This window comes from Sinorhizobium sp. M4_45, assembly GCF_002885915.1.
Classification (GTDB): Bacteria; Pseudomonadota; Alphaproteobacteria; order Rhizobiales; family Rhizobiaceae; genus Sinorhizobium; species Sinorhizobium meliloti_A.
Genome location: NZ_NWVE01000010.1, coordinates 83,631 through 105,792 on the forward strand (window position 1 = coordinate 83,631; position 22,162 = coordinate 105,792).

Annotated in this window: 19 protein-coding genes and 1 pseudogene; 8 read left to right on the plus strand and 12 right to left on the minus strand. The window is 62.7% G+C overall.

The window, feature by feature from the left end:
- Positions 1-147: 147 nt before the first annotated feature.
- The 5 genes and pseudogenes from CN933_RS24425 to CN933_RS24450 all read left to right on the plus strand — a co-directional run bounded on the left by CN933_RS24425 (position 148) and on the right by CN933_RS24450 (position 3,401).
- Positions 148-456 carry a hypothetical protein gene (locus CN933_RS24425; RefSeq protein ID WP_102762679.1) on the plus strand — a complete coding sequence of 103 codons (309 nt, stop codon included), beginning with the start codon at positions 148-150 and terminating at the stop codon, positions 454-456.
- A gap of 132 nt (positions 457-588) precedes the next feature.
- Positions 589-1,467, plus strand: a complete 879-nt coding sequence (locus CN933_RS24435) for a hypothetical protein (protein ID WP_102762680.1) — start codon at positions 589-591, stop codon at positions 1,465-1,467.
- Positions 1,454-1,792 (plus strand): annotated as a pseudogene (locus tag CN933_RS24440) (GXWXG domain-containing protein); the annotation flags it as partial. The gene CN933_RS24435 and the pseudogene CN933_RS24440, both read left to right, overlap by 14 nt.
- Positions 1,793-1,860: 68 nt before the next feature.
- Positions 1,861-2,298, plus strand: coding sequence for a VOC family protein (locus CN933_RS24445; protein WP_102762681.1), 438 nt, complete (start codon positions 1,861-1,863; stop codon positions 2,296-2,298).
- Between the two features lie 857 nt (positions 2,299-3,155).
- Positions 3,156-3,401, plus strand: coding sequence for a DUF1127 domain-containing protein (locus CN933_RS24450; protein ID WP_102762682.1), 246 nt, complete (start codon positions 3,156-3,158; stop codon positions 3,399-3,401).
- Positions 3,402-3,843: 442 nt separating this feature from the next.
- Here CN933_RS24450 and CN933_RS24455 read toward each other — a convergent pair whose 3' ends face one another.
- The 12 genes from CN933_RS24455 to CN933_RS24510 all read right to left on the minus strand — a co-directional run bounded on the left by CN933_RS24455 (position 3,844) and on the right by CN933_RS24510 (position 19,136).
- Positions 3,844-5,466, minus strand: coding sequence for a GMC family oxidoreductase (locus CN933_RS24455; RefSeq protein WP_180980798.1), 1,623 nt, complete (start codon positions 5,464-5,466; stop codon positions 3,844-3,846).
- The gene (locus CN933_RS24460) at positions 5,463-6,992 is read right to left on the minus strand and encodes an FGGY-family carbohydrate kinase (RefSeq protein ID WP_102762683.1); all 1,530 of its coding nucleotides are present in this window, start codon (positions 6,990-6,992) and stop codon (positions 5,463-5,465) included. Before CN933_RS24460 ends, CN933_RS24455 begins: the two co-directional genes overlap by 4 nt.
- Positions 6,993-7,022: 30 nt before the next feature.
- A complete protein-coding gene (locus tag CN933_RS24465; protein ID WP_102762684.1) occupies positions 7,023-7,865 on the minus strand; it encodes a class I fructose-bisphosphate aldolase in 843 nt (280 codons plus the stop codon).
- Positions 7,866-7,926: 61 nt separating this feature from the next.
- Positions 7,927-9,660, minus strand: a complete 1,734-nt coding sequence (locus CN933_RS24470) for a glycerol-3-phosphate dehydrogenase/oxidase (RefSeq protein WP_102762685.1) — start codon at positions 9,658-9,660, stop codon at positions 7,927-7,929.
- Between the two features lie 11 nt (positions 9,661-9,671).
- Positions 9,672-10,667 (minus strand): aldo/keto reductase, encoded by a 996-nt coding sequence (locus CN933_RS24475; protein WP_102762686.1) that lies wholly within the window; start codon positions 10,665-10,667, stop codon positions 9,672-9,674.
- Positions 10,664-11,668: a sugar-binding transcriptional regulator gene (locus CN933_RS24480; RefSeq protein WP_102762687.1), complete on the minus strand. Its 1,005-nt coding sequence runs from the start codon at positions 11,666-11,668 to the stop codon at positions 10,664-10,666. Before CN933_RS24480 ends, CN933_RS24475 begins: the two co-directional genes overlap by 4 nt.
- Position 11,669: 1 nt before the next feature.
- Positions 11,670-12,662, minus strand: a complete 993-nt coding sequence (locus CN933_RS24485; RefSeq protein ID WP_102762688.1) for an ABC transporter permease — start codon at positions 12,660-12,662, stop codon at positions 11,670-11,672.
- Between the two features lie 19 nt (positions 12,663-12,681).
- Positions 12,682-14,223, minus strand: a complete 1,542-nt coding sequence (locus tag CN933_RS24490; protein ID WP_102762689.1) for a sugar ABC transporter ATP-binding protein — start codon at positions 14,221-14,223, stop codon at positions 12,682-12,684.
- Between the two features lie 66 nt (positions 14,224-14,289).
- Entirely contained in the window at positions 14,290-15,318 is a 1,029-nt protein-coding gene (locus CN933_RS24495; RefSeq protein WP_102762690.1) for a substrate-binding domain-containing protein, read from the minus strand.
- A 286-nt stretch (positions 15,319-15,604) separates the two neighbouring features.
- Complete coding sequence (gene araH / locus CN933_RS24500; protein ID WP_102762691.1) at positions 15,605-16,558, minus strand: L-arabinose ABC transporter permease AraH; 954 nt, start codon at positions 16,556-16,558, stop codon at positions 15,605-15,607.
- A 2-nt stretch (positions 16,559-16,560) separates the two neighbouring features.
- A complete protein-coding gene (araG, locus tag CN933_RS24505; RefSeq protein ID WP_102762692.1) occupies positions 16,561-18,087 on the minus strand; it encodes an L-arabinose ABC transporter ATP-binding protein AraG in 1,527 nt (508 codons plus the stop codon).
- 65 nt (positions 18,088-18,152) lie between these two features.
- A complete protein-coding gene (locus CN933_RS24510) occupies positions 18,153-19,136 on the minus strand; it encodes an arabinose ABC transporter substrate-binding protein (protein WP_102762693.1) in 984 nt (327 codons plus the stop codon).
- Positions 19,137-19,326: 190 nt separating this feature from the next.
- Between CN933_RS24510 and CN933_RS24515 the strand changes: the two genes are divergently transcribed.
- The 3 genes from CN933_RS24515 to CN933_RS24525 are packed head-to-tail and all read left to right on the plus strand — an operon-like array spanning position 19,327 to position 22,110.
- On the plus strand, positions 19,327-20,094 hold the full coding sequence (locus CN933_RS24515) for a FadR/GntR family transcriptional regulator (RefSeq protein ID WP_102762694.1): 768 nt from the start codon (positions 19,327-19,329) through the stop codon (positions 20,092-20,094).
- 57 nt (positions 20,095-20,151) lie between these two features.
- The gene (gene dgoD / locus CN933_RS24520; RefSeq protein ID WP_102762695.1) at positions 20,152-21,300 is read left to right on the plus strand and encodes a galactonate dehydratase; all 1,149 of its coding nucleotides are present in this window, start codon (positions 20,152-20,154) and stop codon (positions 21,298-21,300) included.
- A gap of 30 nt (positions 21,301-21,330) precedes the next feature.
- Positions 21,331-22,110, plus strand: coding sequence for an SDR family oxidoreductase (locus CN933_RS24525; protein WP_018098544.1), 780 nt, complete (start codon positions 21,331-21,333; stop codon positions 22,108-22,110).
- The last annotated feature ends 52 nt before the right edge of the window (positions 22,111-22,162 follow it).

Genomic DNA, 22,162 nt, shown 5'->3' on the forward strand with positions numbered 1-22,162 from the left:
TCGTTCAGTCCGGTTCGGTCAAAGTGCAGGTACTTCGGCCGGAACGAAGGCGGCAGACGGTTATTTCCGGAAGGGGCGCCGCAAGCGAAACTACCAGCCGCCGGAGGCGTTCTTCATCCCGTGAGTTTAACATCAGGAGAACAGCCAATGGCGGACGACAGCACCACGACAATCCGGGCCACGTTCGAAACACGCGAAGCAGCCGATCTGGCAGTCGAGCATCTGGTCCAGCAGCACGGGATTTTGAGGCCCGATATCTTCGTTCAGTCGGCAAGCGACCGGAACACTGCGGGTGCGAGGCCCTCGGGCGGGGATGCCTCTCATGACGGGGGCGCCCGTCGAGACGCGCCGCTCGCAGGCGAGATCGAGGTCTCGGCCGATATCGCGTCCAGCCAGGTCACCGCCGTCCGGCGCAGTCTTGGAGATGCCGGCGCCATCCGTGTGTCGAGCCGCTGAGCATGGCCAACAATCTTGCAAAATACACCGCCATACGGGATTTCAAGAAGACTAGCGAACCGAGCGGCGAGACGCATGTCAAATCAAGGCGGACAGGGTGATCTCTGAAGCGTGGCTGCCAGGCGATGTGATATGGAACGAAAGGACACATCCGAACCACGCCCGCGCGAGGGTGCAACGACCGAGTTGCCGCACGACCGGATAACGGTCGCGCGGTTTCGGGAGGCGTTCCCGCGCGCCAGGTGGAGCGACCGCCTCAATGCCTGGTTCGTACCGGGCCGTACCGCCGAGAAGCGGATCGGCCGATGGCTGGCCGAGATGGAGGCTGAAGAAGATAGATTCGCCGACGAGAAGGGTCGGGACGTCTTTGCCTTCGAGCCGATCGAAAGCCGCTACCTTGAGGCGGCACCGGCAACCCTCCAGATCCGGACGCCCTATTCACGGACCGTGGTCAACGAAATCCGCGAAATTCCCCACGCGCGTTGGGACGCCGATCGCCGCCTCTGGACGGTGCCCTACCGCTCATTTGAAGAACTCCGCCAACGCTGGCCGGCAATCGAGGCGGCCGCCGAGCGCAATGAGCCGGAAGCAAGGCGGGCGCGGCGCGAGGCGATCGAGGGGACCGAGCAGGACGAAGCACGCAGAGCCAGGACAAGGGAGCGGCGGCGGAAGCGCTACCCGGCTCCCAGCAATGACGCCCCGCCCTTGGATCGCGCGATCGGCACGCATGTCGGCGTCGTGTTCTTTATCGGCACTGACGGAGAACTGGCGGACCCCACCACGGTCAGCGCATTCTACTTTCCCGCAGTGGATGGCGAGGAGTATGTCTGGGCGTCGTGGCGGCCGGGCTCGCTGGACGAGCTAGTGGCAACTTGGCCGTCGCGGACGCCACCGGAACAGCACGAACTGAATCGCGGCTGGTGGATGCCGACGCTCGAGGAGTTACGAGACGCGCGCCGCAACGCCAGATCCAGACGGCGGGTCAAAAAGCGCCAGCATAAGGACAACTGATCCGCTGAAAGACCAGCGGAGAGCGCTTGAGGCGTTCCAAAGCCTGCCGCCGATCGAGCCGCGCGAACTCGTCGGCCTATGAAAAGGGCGTAGCATTCCGGCCGGCCATTCGTTCGACGGTGTGTTGGAAAATTTCGGCTGGTTCGGCAAGCGCTTCAACTCGGACATGCGCGCGGACGCCTTGCTGTTTCGCTCAGGCGGGCGCCGCCTGATCGCCATCGATACAAGGTGGATACCGCTTGGCCTGACGCTGCGTTTCCACCAAGTCGGCAGGACGCGGGTCGCGGGAAACCTGTTTTCATATCTTGAGCGCCGTCTTCGGGCACTTCAAGTGTCCGTTGTTAGACCAGGCGATACCTTGTAGGTTGGAACGACACCCGGGAGATTGGAAACATGGCGCTCAAGCGGATGGACAACGTCGGAATCGTCGTCGAAGATCTCGAAGGGACGATTGAGTTCTTTCGCGAGCTCGGCCTCGAGCTCGAAGGGCAGGCCACGATCGAAGGAGAATGGGCGGGACGTGTTACTGGGCTGGGCGATCAGCATGTCGAAATTGCCATGATGCGCACCCCTGATGGACACAGCCGGCTAGAGCTCTCCCGCTTCCTCAGGCCATCTGTCGTCGCGGATCACCGGAACGCCCCGGTCAACGCTCTCGGCTACCTCCGCGTCATGTTCACCGTCGACGACATCAACGAGACGCTGGACAGGCTTCGCAGCCGCGGCGCGCAGCTCGTAGGCGAAGTCGTCGACTATGAAGACGTCTATCGGCTCTGCTACATCCGTGGGCCCGAAGGGCTTCTCATCGGACTCGCCCAAGAACTCGGCTGAGCAACATGTCAGAAGTATGGTGCAGCGCTTTGCCAAGGCGGCGCCGAGATTGCCGCCGGCGCCGGTAACGTCTTGGACAATCACCTGCTGGCCGAGATCCTCTTTGCTTGAGTTCACAACGACTCACTCTGGCACATTTCGATGCGTGCGGGGGCCACCCCAACAGAAGCGAGCACTCGGCGAGGGATCGAACTTACAAGGTATTGACGCAAAGCCCGTTACCGAAGATCGCTTACTCGTTGGGGCTTGAGCGGCGAAAGATTGCAAGCAGTCCTTTATTCATCGGCCTGAGGTGCCTGGGCGCCTAGCCCTTATACTCTCTATGTGCGGCAGCGGTGGGCACTGGCGAAACAGAGCGGTTGTGGCAGGCAGACGGCCACTCTGGCGTCTTTGACTACGCCCTGAAGTCATGTCTCGGGTTTGAATTGGATCTGCTTTTTCACACCAATCTTCCCTCAGAAGTGCTCAAGAGCCTGCCCTACTGGCACCTGCCCTACTGGCACGGTAAGGAAGTATATTTTTGCATATGCTCTCCATGCGTGGGCTTGATCAAAGAAAAATCAAATCTCCGGCGCGCACCGTCGCGTCTACCGGGTCTGAACACCCACGGATGCGCGGTTCGTGCGCGGCTGAGGGGGGCGCCAACGCTGGTTCCTGTTACTTCCGGAACTGCCGCAGAGGCTCAGACCGGGTACCAGTAACAAATGGATGGCTCGTGCGGGCTGAACGACGATGGCACGCGGGCTGGACGAGCCTTTGCCACCACATCTGGAACAACAAGGCGGTGGCTCCGTCGCAACAGCCGCATTGGTGAGTGTCCACCGACAGGCCGACACTCAGACCAAGAGGGAAGCACCATGTCTAAGACCTCCTTCAACACCAATCCGTCGCCCTTTTTGACCACGGCACTAGGCACAGCCTTCTCGAGCTGCGTGGCACAGGTGGCCCAGGCAATCCACCGTCGCCGACAAAGCGGTCGTGCACGCGGGTGCGCTCTGCAGGAAATGCCGGATTACATCCTCAAGGACATCGGCGTGACGCGTTTCGAAATTGAATACCTCGTCAAATCTGGACGGGCCTGCAAACGCCGCAAAAGCGAGTGAAGCGGCCGAATGCCACCGTCTTTCACATCGAAACTATTGAGAATGACCATGAACACACACCTTCTCTCCAGCGCTCTGTCCCACAGCGATCCTCTTCGTCGCCGCTCCGGCCCTTGCCGATGACGCGAAGTACCGCCTGGCGAAGAACACTGAACTGAACCGCCAGCTTCCGAGGGACGGGTATCGACGCTGGCGGCATAGTCCAGCAGCCCAGCACGATGAGCACAATGCCTCGCACGAAACCATTGAAGCAGGATCAATCCGGGCCCGCGCCGCCACGTCGCCGGTAAGTTCCAGCGCCTTTTGGAGTTGGACGGCCCACGCTCACGTTCGAGGGTCGATTTCCAGGATGCATCATCCACGCCGAGACCCGTCACCTGGAGTGGATGAGGACGCCGCGTGCGGTTTCGTCCTGAGTTTCGAAATCGTGATTAGTCGTAGTTTAGTGGCGGAGGATCGCCTCCGCCGCCTTTTCCGCAATCATGATGACAGGTGAATTGGTGTTGCCAGAGACGATGGCCGGCATGATCGACGCGTCGACGACGCGCAAGCCAGAAATCCCGTGGACTTTCAGCGAAGAATCCACCACTGCCATTGGGTCGCTGCCCATCTTGCAGGTTCCCACCGGGTGGAAGATCGTCGTCGCGATGTCGCCGGCCCGGCGGACAAGTTCATCCTCGCTTTGGAACTCCGCGCCGGGCAGTATTTCCGTCGGCTTGAATCTTGCAATGGCCTTCGTCGCCATGAGATTGCGAGCGTGGCGGATCGCCCGTGCCGCAAGCAACCGGTCGCCGGCAGTGGACAGATAGTTCGGCCGGATGTCCGGCGCGGCGGATGATTGCGTTGTCGTGACATGCACGCTCCCCCGGCTTTCCGGCCTCAGATTGCAGACCGAGACCGTGACGGCCGGGTATCTGTGGAGCGGCTCTCCCAATCGGTCGGTGCTCAGCGGCTGGACATGGTATTCGAGGTCGGGGGTTGCGACAGAGTGGCTGCTTTTCGCGAATATGCCGAGTTGGCTCGGTGCCATCGACAGCGGACCGGAACGCCTCAGCATGTATTCGAAGCCCATTCCCATGCGGGAAAAAATGCTGTGATAGAGCTGGTTCAGCGTCTTCGCGCCTTCGATCCGGAATACGGTGCGGATCTGAAGATGATCCTGCAGGTTCTCGCCAACCCCGGGGAGGTCGTGGACGACCTCCGCGCCGGCTGCCGAGACGATGTCCGGCCGACCCACCCCGGATAGTTCGAGGATTTTCGGCGAGTTGATCGCGCCCGCAGAGAGGATGACCTCGCGCGTGGCGCGCGCCACGTGGATGCGGCCGTCCGACCGGAAGCGCACGCCCTTCGTCCGGCGGCCGTCGAAGATCAGACGCTCGGTCTCGGCGCCCGTCAGCACCCGAAGGTTCGGCCGCTTCATGGCGGGGCGCAGGAACGCCTTGGTCGTGTTCCAGCGCAGGCCGCCGCGCTGGTTCACCTCGAAATAGCCGGATCCCTCGTTATCGCCGGTGTTGAAATCCTCGGTCTTCGGAATGCCGAGCTCTTCGGCGGCATCGCGAAAGGCATCAAGGATCGGCCAGGACAGACGCTGCCGTTCGACCCGCCATTCCCCGCCGGCGCCATGCAACGGCGACTTGCCGCGGAAGTTGTCCTCCGACTTCAGGAAATAGGGCAGAACATCGTCCCAGCCCCAGCCGGTATTGCCGGCCTGGCGCCAGCCGTCGTAGTCGGCCGCCTGCCCACGCATATAGATCATGCCGTTGATGGAAGAGCAGCCACCGAGCAGCTTGCCGCGAGGATAGGGGAGGCTGCGGCCGTTGAGACCGGGTTCCGCGGCAGTCCTCATCATCCAGTCGGTGCGCGGATTGCCCATGCAGTAGAGATAGCCGATCGGAACATGCACCCAGTGATAACGGTCGCTGCCGCCGGCTTCGAGCAGCAGGACCCGGTTTTTCGGGTCGGCGGAAAGCCGGTTGGCAAGAACGCAGCCCGCGGAGCCGGCGCCGATGACGATGAAATCGTAACTGCCCGCATCGGCGATCTTCTCGTTGATATCCGCGTTCACGCCGCAACTCCCGCCGTGATGGCCTGCATTGCCGAAAGCCGTCGCCAGATCGGCGTCATGGCGTCCGCGATGTCCCTGTAAAGCGCGTATCGCCGGGCATAATGGGCCTCCAGCACCCTGTTCGGACGATAGTGCCGCTCGGTTCTCACCATCGCGGCCGCACCCTCGGCGAAGTCGGAGAAAATGCCGACGCCGGTGCCGGCGGCGATTGCCGCCCCCAGGGCGCCCGTCTCACGCGAGCGGGCCACGGAGACCGGGACGCCGAGGACGTCGGCGAATATCTGCGGCCATATGAGACTGCGCGATCCGCCGCCGGAAAGGATCGCCTCGTCGAAGGCCGCGCCTGCTTTGCGCATCGTCTCTATGTGCTGGCGGTGACCGAAAGCCACGCCTTCGAGTACCGCGCGGACGAGGTGGCCTTTCGTGTGCCAGCCGGCGATCCCGTAGAACCCGGCGCGCGCGCTGCCGTCCTGCTGGGCGCCGTAGAGATAGGGGTGGTAGATGGGGTCGTCGGAGGCCGGATCGCTTGAGGAGGCGAGCTCGCAGCAGAGGTCGAAGGGCGAACGCCCATCGGAGCGCACCTCGGAAAAGAACTCCCGCACCAGCCATTCGAGGTTTGCGGCGGAGGTCGCGCTGGACTCGATCGCCAAGTAGCGGTCGCGGTCGAAGGTGGAGGACATGAACACCGGTCCCTGGAGCTCCGGGCTTTCGATGATCACCTGATTGATGCTCCAGGTCCCGGCGATGATGGAAGCTGCCCCGGTGCGGGTGACCCCCGAGCCGATCGCCGAGGCGACCACGTCGAAGAGCCCGCCGACCACCGGCGTTCCGGCGGCAAGTCCCGTCTCGGCCGCGGCCGCTTCGGTGATGCGACCGGCGACGTCGGCGCTTTCCACCAATGGCGGCAGGAGGTCAATCGTTTCTGAGAGCCCGTAAGCTGCCATGAGTTCCCGGTCGTAGTGCCGGCCGGCGACGTTGAGCAATCCGCAGCCGGTCATGTCCGAGACGTCGCTGACGCGCGTGCCCGTCAGCCGGTTGACGATGAAATCCTTGCAGAGAAAGACCGTGCCGATGCTGGCGAAGACCTCCGGCCGATGTCGTTTCAGCCAGGCGAGAAGAGTGGGGGTCTGCGAAGGCCAGGGCCGTTGCTGGCCGATCGGATAAGTCCGGTCGCCGACACCCTGCGACCTCCACTCTTCGACAAGCGCCGCCGCCCGGGTGTCGAGCGACTGTATGCCGAGAAGCGGACGCCCCTCATGGTCGAGCGCGTAGAGCCCGTTGCCATGGCCGGCGCAGCCGATGGCGGCGATTTCGCCGGCGTCGATCCCGGCCTCATCGACACATGTGCGGATGACCCGGCGGGCATTCTCCCATAGCTCGTCCAGGCTGCGTTCGACATGGCCGGGGAACGGCATCCGGCTGTGCCCTTCCGCCGCGGCCGAAGCGATTTCCTTGCCCTGCCGGTCGAAGACCACCGCCTTGATGACGGTGTTGCCGGCGTCGAGGCCCAAAAGATAGTCTCCCATGCTGAACCCCTCCCAAGGTCCGATATCAGATCAACCTTGACGATACAGCGCGAAGGCCTCTTCGCCGCTCGCATTGTCGTGAACGATCGCCATCAGTCCGCGCACCACGGCATTCGGATTGGAGTGCTGATAGACATTGCGCCCGTAGACCATGCCCATGGCGCCCTGCTTCATCAAGGCCGCCGACTTGTCGAAGACGGCTCTCAGATCCTCCTTGCCGCCGCCCCGAACGAGAACCGGGCAACGCGCCGCTTCCACCACCCGGTGGAATTCGTCCGCATCGGTGGTCGGGTCCGCCTTGACGATATCGGCGCCCATCTCCCGGGCAAGCCGTGTCAGCGTGACGATCTTGTCGGCATCGCCGTCCACCATGTAGCCGCCATGCTCGGTAACCGGCTGCATGACGAGCGGCTCTATCATCAGTGGCATGCCGTATTTGTCGCAATCGGCCCGGACGCGGGCGATGTTCTGCACGCATTGGCGGAAAAGATCCGGTTCGTCCGGCAGCATGAACAGGTTGACGACGACACAGGCCGCATCCATCGCCAGCGCCCCGATCAGCGGCTCGGCTTCGTTTTGCAGCACCGCCCACATGTCGCGGTGGCGGACGCGGTTATAGGGATTGCCCATGTCGATGCGCATGACGAGCGCCGGCTTGTCCTTTCCGGGCAGATCCTGCAGCAGATCGGCCTGGCCGTAGTTCATCTGGATCGCGTCGGGCGCCGCCGCGGTGAGTGTCTTCACCACGGACTCCATGTTCTCGAGTCCGCTCAGGAAGGATGGCTCGTTGCAGACGCCGTGATCGATCGCCACGTCGAGGCAGCGTCCGCCGTTGAACAGGCGGTTCATCCGCACCTTGCTGTTGATTCTCATGCTCTTCTCCTTCGTCGTAGGTTGCGCGGCAGCCTGGGTCGGGGCCACCGCAAATTGCGCATCAACTCGCCGCGACGGCCTTCGCCAATGGGGGCGGCATTCGGGCTGCAAGGGCTTTCTCGTCGACCCCGTGCCGGTCTCGCAGGAGCGCCAGGCACCGGTTCCGCTCACTCAGGCGGCGCGCCTCGGACCACGCCTTCTCCTCCGTCAGCAGTTCGAGCGCAGCGTCGAGAACGGCGAGCGAGAGCGTGCCCGAAATCGCGAGTGTCGTGCGGCGCAAGAGCAGATCGTCCAGATGCTCGACCGCCTCGTTGCGGATCAGGAACAGAAGTTCCCGCATCGTATGACCGGCGCCCGGGATCACGCCATCGCTTCCCTGGCCTATGAAAGCCGCCAGCGCCTCCGCCTCCGTTCCGTAGCGGGAGAACAATTCGGCGACTTGCGGCGGTGGCAGGCCGCAGCGAGCGGCCAAGGCGGCAATCCAGCCTTCGCGATCGGCCGGAAATCCCCGCCCTCCGCCGATGGCGCGGTCGGCCGTCGAGACGCGGCGTGAAAGGCCGAGGCGTTCCAGCGCAGTATCAGCTGCAAGTTCGCCGAAGGAGCGAAAGGTCGTCCACTTGCCGCCGATCATGCACAGTACCGGCGTGCCGGCGTTCTCGATCGTGGTGCAGAAATGGTCGCGCGGGATGCGGCCGGTGAAACTGTCGCTGCTGGCGGGCAGCGGTCGCACGCCGGAGAACTGGAAGACGATTTCCTCCTGCCCGATCTCGATACCAGGCAAGACGAAGGCCAGCGACTGCAGGATGTAATCGCGCTCCTCTTCCTCGCACTTGACCGTCCCGGGATCGTCGACCCGGATGTCGGTCGAACCGACCAGCACCTTGCCGAAATAGGGAAAGAGGATGCAGATGCGGCCGTCCTCGTTCTCGTAATAGATCATGTGATCGCCGAGTGCGTCGCGCAGATCCATATTGTCGATGATGAGATGCGATCCCTTTGTGCCGCCCATCAGCGGGGTGGAGGGGTGATCCGGCGGCAAGAGCGCGCCATTGGTGATGTCGATCCAACCGCCGGTCGCGTTGACGATCAGACTGGGCTCGATTTCGACGCCGACCCCATCGATGCCGTCGGCGATGATGTATTTGCCGGCCTCGTTTCGGCGAAGCTCGGCATAGTTCAGCGCCGCCGCCTCGCTCGAGGCGGACAGTCCGTCCCGCAACAGCTCCATGCCGATCCGCTCGGGGTGGCTCACCCAGGCATCGTAATAGGTGGCGGAACTGCGTATCTTCGGGTTGAGCGCCGGCCATTTCGCCAGCGTCGCACGACGGCCGCGGAACCGGTGACGCGGCATCAGTGCCCGCTTGCGCGTCAGCAGGTCGTAGATCGAAAGTCCGGCCTTGATCGCAATGGCCCCGCGGCGGCTCGGCCGGCGGCTCAAACCGAGAAAGCGAACGATGCCATTGGCAAGCCCGGAGAAAATGTCGAAGACGGGAACCGTCGTCGCAAGAGGCGCCACGAGGTGCGGCGCGTTCCTGAGCAGCCGGTCGCGCTCCACGAGCGACTCCTTCACCAGCGTGAACTCGCCGTTTTCGAGGTAGCGCAGGCCGCCATGCACCATGCGCGACAGCGCAGCACTCGCGCCCGAGCAGTAATCGTGCTTCTCGACGAGCAGGACGCGTAGCCCCTGCAGCGCGAGCTCGCGAAAGACGCTGAGCCCGTTGATGCCGCCGCCGAGGACGCAGACGTCCACCTTCGGGCTCCGGCGGAGCCCGTCCAAAATCTCTGTCCTTGTCATGGGGCGGTCCGTTACCTGTCCATATTCGCCAGCTCAGCCGCTATTGCCGCCTCGACCGTCGAGAGGTCCTCCGCGCTGAGCCGGATCGTGCCGGCTCTTGCATTGTCGAGCGCCTGGGCGGGATTACGCGCGCCGCAAAGCGCGAAGGTGATGCCGGGTTGCGCCAGGGTCCAGGCGATGACGATCTGGGCGATCGATGCCTCGTGCTCTTGCGCGATCGGCCTTATCGCTTCGGCGAAGCGCGTGACCTTCTCCCGGTTTGCGACGGAGAAACGCGGATTGTCCCTGCGCTGGTCGTCACCGGAAAAGACGCGTTCCGGCCCGATCGAGCCGGAGAGAAGGCCCAGAGCGAGAGACGAATAGCTGAGCGTTGCCACGCCGTTTGCCGTCGTGACCGGCAGGAGTTGCGCTTCGATCTCCCGGTCGAGCATGCTAAACCGTTCCTGGATCGCATCGAGACCGCCGATCTTCACATAGATTTCGAGTTCTTCCAGGTTGACATTGCTGGCGCCGATCGCCCGGATCTTGCCGGCGGCGCGCAGGTCCTCGAGCGCCCGCATGGTTTCCTCGATCGGCGTCGTCGGGTCTTGCCAATGGGTGATGTAGAGGTCGATATAGTCCGTGCCGAGCCGGCTGAGGCTTTGTTCCACCTCGTGGCAGATCGATTCCCGACCGAGATGGCGATGGACGGGCCTGCCGTCCTGGTCGAAGAAGTGATTGCCCTGCTGTGTGTGCCAGACGAGGCCGCACTTCGTTGCGATCACCGCCTTGTCGCGGCGCCCGGAAAGCGCCTTGCCGACGATCTCTTCCGCCCGCCCGAGCCCATAGGCGGGTGCCGTGTCGATCAGCGTCACGCCTGCATCCAGGGAGGCATGGATGGCGGCGACCGATTCCCGTTCGTCCGTGCCGCCCCACATCCAGCCGCCGATTGCCCAGGTGCCGAGGCCGACCGCCGAGGCTGCGACCCCGGAGCGGCCGATCTCCCGCATGATTTGTTGTCCATTCATGAACGCTCTCCGCCTTCCTTGGCCAGTTCGAGAATGCGCGCTCCCGTCGCCTGATCCGTGACGAGCGTGTCCAGATGATTGCCGCGCATGACGCTTAAGATCGGCCCCGCTTTGCTGGGCCCGCTTGCGACACCGATCTTCGTTGGGATCGAAGCGAATTCGGAGAGCGTCAGCGAAACCAGACGCCGATTGAGCCCGTAGCCGCAGACGCGCCCGCAATCGTCGAGCAGATGCGCCAGCAGTTCGCAGGAGGCGCCGGATTGCTCGATCGCTTCGCGATCGGTGCTGGAGGAGGGGTGCAGGTCGTAATAGCTGGAGTCGTCCGAAAGGATAGAGCCGATGCCGACCACGGCAATCTTCGCGTCGCGCGCCCGCTTGAAGACGTCGGCGACCGAGCGCATGCCGAGCAGCATTTTCCGTTCCGCTTCGCTGTCGGCGAAGAGCGGCGCGTGTATCTGGAAGGAATGCCCGCCGAGCCGGTCTGCCATCAGGGTGGCGACGTGGTTGACGTCGGTATAGTGCTTGCCTTGAACGCAGCCGGTCGCGGGAATGACCTCGATATCGAAGCGGCGCGACGGCTGCAAGCCGGCAACCACGGCGCTCACCCCCTTGCCGCCGGTAATGCAGATGGTGTCTCCGTCGGCGATCTGTTCGAGCATGAGCCGTGCCGCGGCTTCGCCGACCGATTGCAGGGCGATCTGGGGATTGTCCGAGACCGTCGGCACGACGACCGCGCGGCGGATGCCACCGAGCGCCAGCAGTTGTTCTTCGATTTCCACCAATGGCTCGACCGGCGACTTGATCTTGATCTCGACGAGGCCAAGCTGGCGCCCACGCTTGATGAGGCGGTTGACGGTCGCATGCGAGATGCCGAGCTGGTCGGCGATCTGCGCCTGTGTCAAACCCTCCAGGAAGTGAAGTACCAGGGCTTGATGCATCTGCCTGGCGATGACGATTTCTTCGCGCGGGGCGGATTGTGATTTCGGTTTGGCGTTCGCCATGTCAGAGTGCCTTCCGCTTGTGCAGCAAGTGATCGATCGAAACGGCGGCGAGCAGTATGCAGCCCTTGATCATATCCTGCCAGTACACCGAAACGTCGAGCAGAATCAGCGAGCTGGTGACGACGGAGAGCAGAGCGATGCCGAGGATGGCACCGAGGATCGTGCCCGAGCCGCCATTCAGCGAGGCGCCGCCGATCACCGCCGCGGCGATGATGTTGAGCTCCATGCCCACACCGAAGGTCGGCGTCGCCGCGCCGAAGCGTGACATGTAGATCGTCCCCGCCACGCCGGAAAGCGTCGCGCAAAGCACCGTCACCCAGAATTTGACCTCCTTCGTCTTGATGCCGGAGTAGAGCGCGGCCTTCTCGTTGCTGCCGGTGTAGAAGACCTTGCGGAAGGCAGTTGCCCGGCGCAGCAGGAAATCGAAGGCGGCGACGACCGCGATGAAGATCAGGATCACATAGGGAACCCCGAAGAAGGTTCCCTGGCCGACCGCCTTGAATGCCGGCGGCAAGGTGAAGAGCGAAAGCGGCGTGCCCTTGGTGATGACGAGGCAGAGACCGCGAACGATCACCATGGCCGCAAGCGATGTGATGAAGTGGTTGAGCCCGACCACGGTGACGAAGAAGCCCATGATGCAGCCGATGGCGGCACTGGCGGCAATTCCGACGAGCGATGCCGTCCAGGGATCGACGCCGATCAGGAAGAGCGAGCCGGAGAGCACCATCGAGAAGCAGACGACGGAGCCGACCGAAAGATCGATGCCGCCGACGATCAGCAGGATCGTCATGCCGACGACGACGATGCCCTCGACCGAGAAGGACATGAGCATTGCCCGGAAATTGCCAAGCGTCAGGAAATGCGGCGAGGCGAAGCTCATGATCACCGAGAGCGAAAGGATGATCGCAATCAGTCCGGCCTCGCGCATCGTGCCGATCCGCTTCCATGCCGGCCTTCGCGTTTTTCCTGCGACCGCCAATGTATCGACTGCCATAGTCCTGTCTCCCGCTTCTTCAGGCAGCATGCCCGGATGCCTTCAAGTTGGTTTCGCTTGCCGACACGATGCCGGACGCAAGCCGCATGATCGCCTCTTCGGTCATTTCGTCGCCCGATACCTCGCCGGAGATCCGTCCCTCGCGCACCACCAGGACGCGGTCGCAGAGCCCGATCAGCTCCGGCAGTTCGGACGAGATGACCAGAATGCCGATGCCGGCATGGGCAAGCTCGCGCAGCAGGCGGTGGATTTCCGATTTGGCGCCGACATCGATGCCGCGCGTCGGCTCGTCCATCAGGATCACCTTTGGATCGACGGCCAGCTGCTTGGCGATCGCCACCTTCTGCTGGTTGCCGCCCGATAGCGAGGAGACCGGCATGTCGACGCCGCCCATCCGGACACCAAGCCTGCGGGTCAGGTCCTCGGCGAGCACTCTTTCCTTGCGGGAGTTGAGCAGGCCAAGTGAGGTCAATGCCTTCAGATCGAGTGCGGCAATGTTCTGGGCGATCGAGAGATCGAGGAAAACGCCGGATCCCTTCCGGTCCTCCGAAAGATAGACGACGCCGGCTTTGGCCGCGTCGGAATAGCGCCGCAGACGAAGCACCTGGTCATGCAGCCAAATTTCGCCTTGCGTCACCGGTCGCAGTGCGCAGATGCCCTCGGCAATTTCCGTCCGCCCGGAGCCGATCAGGCCACCCACGCCGAGAATTTCGCCGTGGCGGAGCTCGAAGCTGACGTCGCGGAAGCGTGCGTCATCGCCGAGATCGCGGACTGAAAGAATCGGTTCGCTCAGGCGTTCGGAGGGATGCGGCTTGTCCGGATAAAGCTGGCTGATCTCGCGGCCGACCATCAGTCGGACGACATCGTCAGGAGTGATGTCCGCGATCTTTTCCGTCGCGACATAGCGCCCGTCGCGCAAGACGGTCACCCGGTCGCAGAGATCGAACACCTCTGCCATGCGGTGGCTGATATAGATGATCGAGATGCCGCGCGCCTTGAGATCGCGGATGATGCCGAAGAGCACCTGCGCTTCGGTCTCTGTCAGCGCCGCCGTCGGCTCGTCAAAGATAAGCACGCGGCAATCGAGCGTCAGCGCCTTGGCAATCTCGACGAGCTGCTGACTGGAGATCGGCAGGTCGCCGACCTTCTGGCTGACGTCGATCGGGGCCAGACGATTCATCACGGCCTGCGCGTCGCGCTCCAGCTGAGCGTAGTTCATCAGAGCCGAGCGTCGGCGGTTCGTCGCCGCCATGAACATGTTTTCGGCGATTGTCGCGTCGGGGCAAAGCGCGATCTCCTGATGCACCAGGCCGATGCCGAGCGACTGTGCGACCGCGGGCGAGGCAATCTTCACGGGTGCGCCTTCGATGAGGACTTCCCCTTCCGACGGGTGCAGCACGCCGGCAATGACGTTCATCAGTGTCGACTTGCCGGCGCCGTTCTCGCCGCAAAGCGCGTGAACTTCGCCTCGTTCGAGCCGAAAGTCTACGCCTGTCAACGCCTTCACGGCGCCGAAATGCTTGCTGGCATTGCGGATCTCCAGCACGGTCTTTGACGTCATCGCGATTTTCCCCTCCCGCCTCGTCGGCCGCCCGGAGCAAGGACCCGGGCGGCCGCCCATGCGATCCTATTCCTCGATACCCTTGGTACCGCGGCGTTTCAGGTACTTGTCCCAGTAAAAATCGTCGGCGTTATCGGCCGTGACGATCGAGAGCCCGTTGTCGACGACGGGGATGCTCATCGGATTGAAGCCGGATCGCTTGGCATCGTTCATCGGGTCGATGAGCTCCGGGTGCTTGGCGAGCCAGAGCAGCAGGAAGCCCATATAGCCCTGCATGCCCTGATTGGGGTTGATCGAGCCGAAGACCTCGCCCGCCTTGATCATGTCGAGAATATTGGCGTTGACGTCGGCGCACATGACGAGGACTTTGCCGCCCGTTTCCTTGTTCGCCTGCGCCGCGCCGATCGCCGAATTTGCTTCGGGCATGAACACGGCGCCGAGATTGGGGTTGGCCTGGATGAGGCTCGTGAGTCCCTGATAGGCTTTGTTAGGGTCCTGGTTGGAAGCGGCCCGCCCGACGAGCTTCATGTCGGGCCATTTCTCCTCCATGCGGGTGATGAAGGCTGCGATGCGCTTGTCGTGATTGTCCTGGCCGGGATTTTCGAGCACCGCATATTCACCCTTGCCCCCGAGCTTTTCGGCGATCTTGTCGGCGGCGTAGATGCCTTCGCGTGTGTTGTCGGAGGTGATGTAGGAAACGCGCTTCGACAGGGGAGAATCCGCGGCGAAGGTCACGACCGCCGTGCCCTGGTCGGTCGCCCGGTTGATAGGCTCGATAAACGGATCCGAATTCATCGGGTGAACCAGAATGCCGGCCGGGTTCTGCGCCAAGGCTTGGTCGAAGCTGGCGATCTGCTTGTTGACGTCATATTCGGGCGTTCCGGTGTATTCCGTCTCGCAGCCGAACTGCTGGCCGGCCTGCTTGAACATCTCGTAGACCGGGAACCAGTATTCGACGCCCGACACCATCACGTTCATGACGTATTTTTCGCCCGGCTTGCAGCGGAACGGGTTTTCCGTGGCGGCGGCGGCCGTGCCGGCAAGAAGCGTGGTTGCGAGGACCGCCATCGCGGTCGTGCTGAGAAAATTGCGCAAGAGTCCTCCTCGAGGCCGAAGCCCCTCCCAAAAAGCGCGTCGGCGCGCCAAAGGCGGCCGCTGTGTTCGTGAAGTCCGTTCTTCCTCCTCGAAGTCCGGTAGAGGCAGGAAACGCTAGGAAGGGAAGTATGTCAATATATTTCTATATGTGAAATATATTTCACCAATGCAGGCGCTGCGGCGAAACGCGTAAACCCAGCCCAAGGGTTTGGGCTGGCATGATTTCTGTGACAGGGAGAGGACTAAGGATTGAGAACCGAGGGACCTGCGTCCTTCGTGCCGGAAATCACCTTCGCGGCCTGCCGGCGACAGAGCGCATATTGTCGAGGAGGACCGCAATCAGCAGGATGAGACCACGCACCACATACTGGTAGAAGGCCTGGATGTTGAGCAGGTTCATGACATTCTCGGCAATACCCATGATCAGAACGCCGACGACGACCCCGGTCATGGTCGCCCGGCCGCCGGCAAGCGAGACGCCGCCGAGAACGCAGGCGGAAATCACCGAGAGTTCGAGGCCTGTGGCCGCATTCGGCTGACCCGAAGTGATGCGCGAGGCGAGCAGCACCCCTGCTACCGCACATACCAGCCCCTGCAGGGCGAAGATCCAGATGCGCATTCGCGCAACGTCGACGCCGGCCAGCCGCGAGGCCTCCGGGTTGCCGCCGATCGCAAGGGTGTTCTTGCCGAAGACGGTCCGGTTGAGCAGGAAACCGAACACGATGAAAAAGAGGGCCATCACCCAGATCGGCGTGGGTACCGTCAGGAACTTCGACAGAGAGAGCTGGTAGAATGCCGGATCGTTGATCCCGACGGCACGGCCGTCCGATGCAATCAAGGCGAAGCCGCGTACGATCTGCATCGTCGCCAGCGTCGTTATGAGCGCATTGATGCGGAAACGGGCGATCACGACGCCGTTCGCGAGACCAACGATCCCACCGCAGGCAAGAGCCGCCAGAAGGCCGAGCACGATCGAGCCCGTCGCGTTCGATGCCATTACGGCAACCATTCCCGAGAAGGCTACGGTAGAGCCGACCGAAAGATCGAAGTCGCGTGAGGCCAGGCAGAACATCATGGTGCAGGCGACGACGCCGATGGTCACCACCGACTGCAGCAAGCCGAGCATGTTGCGTTCGGTGAGGAAATTCGGAACCGTCAGAGACACCACCACGAAGGCGGCGGCAAAGATCACCAGCAGGCCCTGTTCGCCGAGAAGAATTTTTTTCAAGGAAGTCGTCATGGTCAGCTTACCTGTTCGGGAAGGGTGGCCGTCGTGGCTGAGGCATCCGGAAGTGCTGCTGCGAGTATCCGGTGTTCGTCGAAATCGCTCCGGTCGATTTCGGCCGCGATCCGACCCTCGCACATCACGAGAATGCGGTCCGCAATCCCCATGACCTCGGGCAGTTCGCTCGAAATGACGACGATCGCCATGCCTTGAGCCGCAAGCTCGTAAAGAATCTCGTATATTTCCGATTTCGCGCCGACATCGATGCCGCGGGTCGGCTCGTCGATCAGAAGCACCTTGACGCCCTCTTCCGACAGCCAGCGGCCAAGGATCACCTTTTGCTGGTTTCCGCCGGAAAGGTTGACGATGTCCTGGTGGCGTGAGGGCGTGCGCACCCGCAGCTTGGCGATGAAACGCTCGGCAAGGTCCGCCTCCTTACCCTTGTCGACAATTCCGAAGGGCGAGAAATGACGGCGGGAGGAGATCGCCATGTTCTCCTCGATCGAGCGCCCGTGCACGATGCCATCGGACTTCCTGTCTTCCGGGCACAGAACAACGCCAGCACGGATCGACAGCCGCGGGCTGTTCGCCGGTACGGCGACGCCGTCCACCAGGACCTTGCCCTGCCGCCGGCGATCGGCGCCATAGACCAGACGGGCCATTTCGCTGCGGCCCGCGCCGATCAGGCCGAAGAAGCCGAGAATCTCGCCGGCGCGGACGGCAAAGCTGATCGGTTGGGGCAGGGTGGCGCCGGAAACGCCTTCCACCGAAAGCGTCGCAGCTCCGAGCGTCCGGGCGCGCCAACCCCAGATGTCCGAAATTTCGCGCCCGACCATCTCGGCGATGATCTGCTCGCGGCCGACTTTCGAGATGTCCGGATGATGGGCTGCGAGCCGGCCATCTCTCAGCACGGTCAGGCTGTCGCACAGGCGGAAGATCTCGTCCAGCCGATGCGAGACATAGAGGATGACCGTGCCGTTCGACCGCAATCTTTCGATCAGGGCGAAAAGGATTTCGCTTTCTCGCGAGGAGAGCGAAGAGGTGGGCTCGTCCAAGGCAATCACGCGAGCGTCGGTCATCACCGCTTTGGCTATCTCGACCATCTGCCGCTCGCCGATCGACAGGGATGCAACCTTCGCCTCGGGATCGACGTCGATACCGATTTCCCTAAGCCTGTCGGAGACGACGCGAACCAATTGTCGACGGTCGATGACGCCGGCATTGCCGGGGAAGCGGCCGAGCCAAAGGTTTTCGGCGACCGTCAGCTCCGATACCAGCTGCAGTTCCTGATGGATGACGATGACGCCCGCGTTGAAAGCATCGCGTACGGAACGATAGTGCTGCGGCTCACCGTCGATGCGGATCTCGCCGGTGTCGGCCGCCTGGTCTCCGGAGAGCACCCGTATCAAGGTGGACTTCCCGGCTCCGTTTTCTCCCATCAGCCCGTGAACCGCGCCCTTGCGTACAGAGAAGGAGACCTCCGACAGCGCCTGAACGCCGGGATAGCCTTTTGAAATCGATTGGAATTCCAGAAAGTCCTGCATAGCAGCGCTCCGGGAAGGACGCCCGGCGCTTGGCGACACCGGGCTCGTTTCAGTCGGGGCAGGGCTTACTCGATGCCGAGTTCCTTGCGGACGGCCTCATAGTTGTCGCGCAGCGCGAGCTGGCCGGCGGTCAGGATCAGCTTTTCCGGTTCCTTGCCGTTGGCGATCCACTCGTACATGTTGAGGGCCGTCTCGTAGCCGTGGCGTTTCGGCGAGATGATGACGGTGCCGAAGAAGCCCGTCGCGGAAGGCTTCTTGAACTCGTTGATCGCGGAGTCCGCGCCGCCGATGCCGATGCCGATCATGCTGTCCGCGGGAATGCCGACCGTCTCGGTGGCACGCACTGCACCGAGCACGGCTTCGTCGTTAAGGCCGACGGCGATCCACTTCTTGATGCCCGCATTCTTGTTGAGAACGACTGTCGCGGCATTGAGAGCGGCTTCGGTGTCGGTCTTTGCCTGCGGTGCGTCGAAGATGTTGGCTTCGGGGAAGCCGTTCGCCTTCAGAACGGAGAGCGCGCCGTCAACCCGGTCCACGGCGGTCGGGAGCTGGTCGTAGGAAACGCGGATCGCGCCGACTTCCTTCATGTCCCAGCCGCGCTTCTTGATCTCCGCGACGATCGCCTCGCCCACGGTCTCGCCGATCTTGGTGGCGGAGATGCCCATATGCGGAACGTCCTCGATCGGGCTGCCGTCGGCGTTGACCAGCCGATCGTCGACCGTCATCAACTTGAGGTCGTTGGCTGCCGCCTTGGCGACGATGCCGGGGCCGAGCTTCACATCCGGCGTGCAGACGATGAAGCCCTGCGCGCCTTGGGCGCCGAGATTGTCGATGGCCGACTGGACCTTTTCGCCATCCTGGGCGCCGATCTTGACGAGCGTGAAGCCCTTTTCCTTGGCCGCTTCGTCGGCGAATTTCCATTCGTCCTGGAACCACGGCTCCTCCGGCTGCTTCACGATGAAGCCGATCTTCACGTCGGCGGCGAAGGCGGATGTTGTAGCAAGAATCGCGACGGTGCCGGCCAAAGCGACGGCCTTGATAAAGCGCATGATTTCTCTCCCTGTTCGAACTGCTCCCAGCAGCCGCATTTGTGTATGATGGAAAGATCATACTTGTCAATTGGACATGTATGATGAATGATAATCGCGTGTCTGATAATGCGTGCTGCTCGAAGGGTCGTCACTTCGGCTCAATTGCGATAAGCATCGCTTCAAGTCCCAGGAAAATAGCGGCCCGCGCATGGAGATTTCGGTGCAAGGACAACAGGATCAATCGATGGAACCGAGCGGCGCGCCTTCCCGCCGGCCCCGTGTCCAGAAGGATGTGACGCGGGCGATCGCCGCCGAGATCTGCGGCGACGACTATCCGGCAGGCAGTTTCCTGCCGCGGGAGAACGACCTTTGCGAGCGCTACGGCGTCAGCCGCACGGTGATTCGGGAATCGCTGAAGATTCTCGAATCGAAGGGCCTTGTGCGCGGGCGTTCGCGCGTCGGCACCGTCGTCTGCAGCAAGGATGAGTGGAACATTCTCGACCAACAGGTCCTGGAGTGGATCGGCGACCGGATTTTTCAGTTCGATCTTCTGAACTGTATTCTGGAAGCGCGCCGTGCGATCGAGCCGGTTGCGGCGGAGCTGGCTGCTGCGCGCGCGACGGTGCAGGAAATCGCCGCGATCGAGCGCGCCTGGCAGCAGATGAGGGACGCCGAGGGCGACATCGTGAAGTTCACTGCGGCGGACGTCGCCTTCCACGAATCGCTCCTGAAGGCGAGCCACAATCAGGTGTTCCAGCAGCTGGCGAGCATCATTCAGGCCGGCCTCAAATTCTCTCTGCAAGCCTCGAACGAGGCGGCGGACACTTGCGGCGACGCCGTGGAAATCCACAGGCAGTTGGTCGAAGCGCTGCGGATGCGCGACACGGCGGCAGCGCGCAACTGTTCGTACCAGTTGCTGGACCTTGCCGCACGTGATCTTGCCGTCGCCGTCGAGCGGCGTTCGCCGCAGGGCTGACCGCCAACATAGACGCCGTTCGGATCGCCATATTCCTATTCAGATTGGACGCATTTCATGAAAATCACGAAGCTGACCACCTATATCGTTCCGCCGCGCTGGCTGTTTCTCAAGATCGAAACCGATGAGGGTGTCGTGGGGTGGGGGGAGCCCGTGGTCGAGGGGCGCGCTTTGACGGTCGAAGCTGCCGTTCACGAGCTTTCGGACTATCTCGTGGGCAAGGACCCCTTCCTGATCGAGGACCATTGGAACGTCCTTTATCGCGGCGGGTTCTACCGCGGCGGCGCCATCCATATGAGTGCGCTTGCCGGCATCGATCAGGCGCTTTGGGACATCAAGGGCAAGGCGCTCGGTCAGCCCATCCATTCTCTGCTCGGCGGCCAGTGCCGTGACAGGATCAAGGTCTATTCCTGGATCGGCGGCGACCGCCCGAGCGATGTCGCGAATAATGCGCGCGAGGTGGTCGCCCGCGGCTTCAAGGCGATCAAGCTCAACGGCTGCGAGGAGATGCAGATCGTCGACACCAACGAGAAGATCGACAAGGCGGTAGAGACGATAGGGCTGATCCGCGATGCGATCGGCCCTCACATCGGCATTGGCGTCGATTTCCATGGGCGGGTCCACCGTCCGATGGCGAAGGTACTCGCCAAGGAGCTGGAGCAGTTCAAACTGATGTTCATCGAGGAGCCCGTGCTTTCCGAGAACCGCGAAGCCCTGAGGGAAATCGCCAATCATTGCTCGACGCCGATCGCACTCGGCGAAAGGCTCTATTCGCGCTGGGACTTCAAATCGGTTCTCTCCGACGGCTTCGTCGACATTATTCAGCCGGATCTTTCCCATGCCGGCGGGATCACCGAATGCCGCAAGATCGCCGCCATGGCCGAGGCCTACGACGTGGCCCTGGCGCCGCACTGCCCTCTCGGGCCGATTGCGCTTGCCGCCTGCCTGCAGGTCGATGCCGTCAGCTATAACGCCTTCATCCAGGAGCAGAGCCTCGGCATCCACTACAACGAGGCGAACGACATCCTCGACTACATCTCCAACAAGGAGGTCTTCGCTTACGAAGACGGCTTCGTTTCCATTCCGCAGGGACCCGGTCTCGGCATCGAGGTGGACGAGGCCTATGTGATCGAACGCGCGAAGGAGGGGCATCGCTGGCGCAATCCGGTCTGGCGCCATTCGGACGGCAGTGTTGCCGAGTGGTGAAGACTATGCGCGGACCGAAGGGAGGCAGGGATGAGTGACCGGCTTAAAGGCAAGCGGATCATGGTGACCGGTGCGGCGCAGGGCATCGGCCTTGCGATTGCCGAAGTGTTCCTGTCGGAGGGGGCGGCACTCTTCCTCGTCGACCGAGACGGTCCCCTGCTTGAAATGGAGGCGAAGCGGCTGCAGCGGGAGGGGCAGGCGCTCGCCTACGCCGAAGCCGACATTACGGACGCCGATGCGATCGAGGCGGTGGTGTCGGCAGCCGCTTCATCGATCGGTCCGATCAATGCGCTCGTCAACAATGCCGGGGTCAACGTCTTCTCGGAGCCGCTGGAGATGAGCGATGCCGACTGGCAGCGCTGTTTCGACATCAACCTCCGTGGTGCCTGGAACTGCTGCAAGGCGGTGCTGCCTGGCCTGATCGAAGAGGGCGGCGGGGCGATCCTCAACATCGCGTCCACCCATGCCTTCACCATCATTCCGCACACCTTTCCATACCCCGTCGCAAAGCACGCGCTGCTCGGCATGACGAAGGCGCTCGGCATCGAATATGCCCCAAAGGGCATTCGCGTGAATGCGCTGGCACCGGGTTATGTGTTGACCCAGAAGGCTTACGACTACTGGAACAGTTTCCCGGACCCGGCGGCAGCCGAGGCGGGAACCATGAAGCTCCACCCGGGCGGCCGCATCGCGACGGCAGAAGAGATCGCCCGCGCCGCCGTCTTCATGATCTCCGACGAGTGCCCTTTCATGAACGCGACCTGCCTGACGGTGGATGGCGGGTTGAGCGTCCTGCATCATCCGGCTTGAGCTTTCTCCCGCGCGGCAGGTGGTTACCGCCGTGGCAAAAGAGCCGCTCGCC

What these genes read in the sequence shown, in the direction of transcription:
- CN933_RS24425 (WP_102762679.1), top strand. Translation starts at nt 148, where the DNA reads ATGGCGGACGACAGCACCACGACAATCCGGGCCACGTTCGAAACACGC.
- CN933_RS24525 (WP_018098544.1), top strand. Translation starts at nt 21,331, where the DNA reads ATGAGTGACCGGCTTAAAGGCAAGCGGATCATGGTGACCGGTGCGGCG.
- dgoD (WP_102762695.1), top strand. Translation starts at nt 20,152, where the DNA reads ATGAAAATCACGAAGCTGACCACCTATATCGTTCCGCCGCGCTGGCTG.
- CN933_RS24515 (WP_102762694.1), top strand. Translation starts at nt 19,327, where the DNA reads ATGGAGATTTCGGTGCAAGGACAACAGGATCAATCGATGGAACCGAGC.
- CN933_RS24475 (WP_102762686.1), bottom strand. Translation starts at nt 10,667, where the DNA reads ATGAATGGACAACAAATCATGCGGGAGATCGGCCGCTCCGGGGTCGCA.
- CN933_RS24480 (WP_102762687.1), bottom strand. Translation starts at nt 11,668, where the DNA reads ATGGCGAACGCCAAACCGAAATCACAATCCGCCCCGCGCGAAGAAATC.
- CN933_RS24485 (WP_102762688.1), bottom strand. Translation starts at nt 12,662, where the DNA reads ATGGCAGTCGATACATTGGCGGTCGCAGGAAAAACGCGAAGGCCGGCA.
- araH (WP_102762691.1), bottom strand. Translation starts at nt 16,558, where the DNA reads ATGACGACTTCCTTGAAAAAAATTCTTCTCGGCGAACAGGGCCTGCTG.
- CN933_RS24490 (WP_102762689.1), bottom strand. Translation starts at nt 14,223, where the DNA reads ATGACGTCAAAGACCGTGCTGGAGATCCGCAATGCCAGCAAGCATTTC.
- CN933_RS24470 (WP_102762685.1), bottom strand. Translation starts at nt 9,660, where the DNA reads ATGACAAGGACAGAGATTTTGGACGGGCTCCGCCGGAGCCCGAAGGTG.
- CN933_RS24435 (WP_102762680.1), top strand. Translation starts at nt 589, where the DNA reads ATGGAACGAAAGGACACATCCGAACCACGCCCGCGCGAGGGTGCAACG.
- araG (WP_102762692.1), bottom strand. Translation starts at nt 18,087, where the DNA reads ATGCAGGACTTTCTGGAATTCCAATCGATTTCAAAAGGCTATCCCGGC.
- CN933_RS24450 (WP_102762682.1), top strand. Translation starts at nt 3,156, where the DNA reads ATGTCTAAGACCTCCTTCAACACCAATCCGTCGCCCTTTTTGACCACG.
- CN933_RS24460 (WP_102762683.1), bottom strand. Translation starts at nt 6,992, where the DNA reads ATGGGAGACTATCTTTTGGGCCTCGACGCCGGCAACACCGTCATCAAG.
- CN933_RS24465 (WP_102762684.1), bottom strand. Translation starts at nt 7,865, where the DNA reads ATGAGAATCAACAGCAAGGTGCGGATGAACCGCCTGTTCAACGGCGGA.
- CN933_RS24445 (WP_102762681.1), top strand. Translation starts at nt 1,861, where the DNA reads ATGGCGCTCAAGCGGATGGACAACGTCGGAATCGTCGTCGAAGATCTC.
- CN933_RS24510 (WP_102762693.1), bottom strand. Translation starts at nt 19,136, where the DNA reads ATGCGCTTTATCAAGGCCGTCGCTTTGGCCGGCACCGTCGCGATTCTT.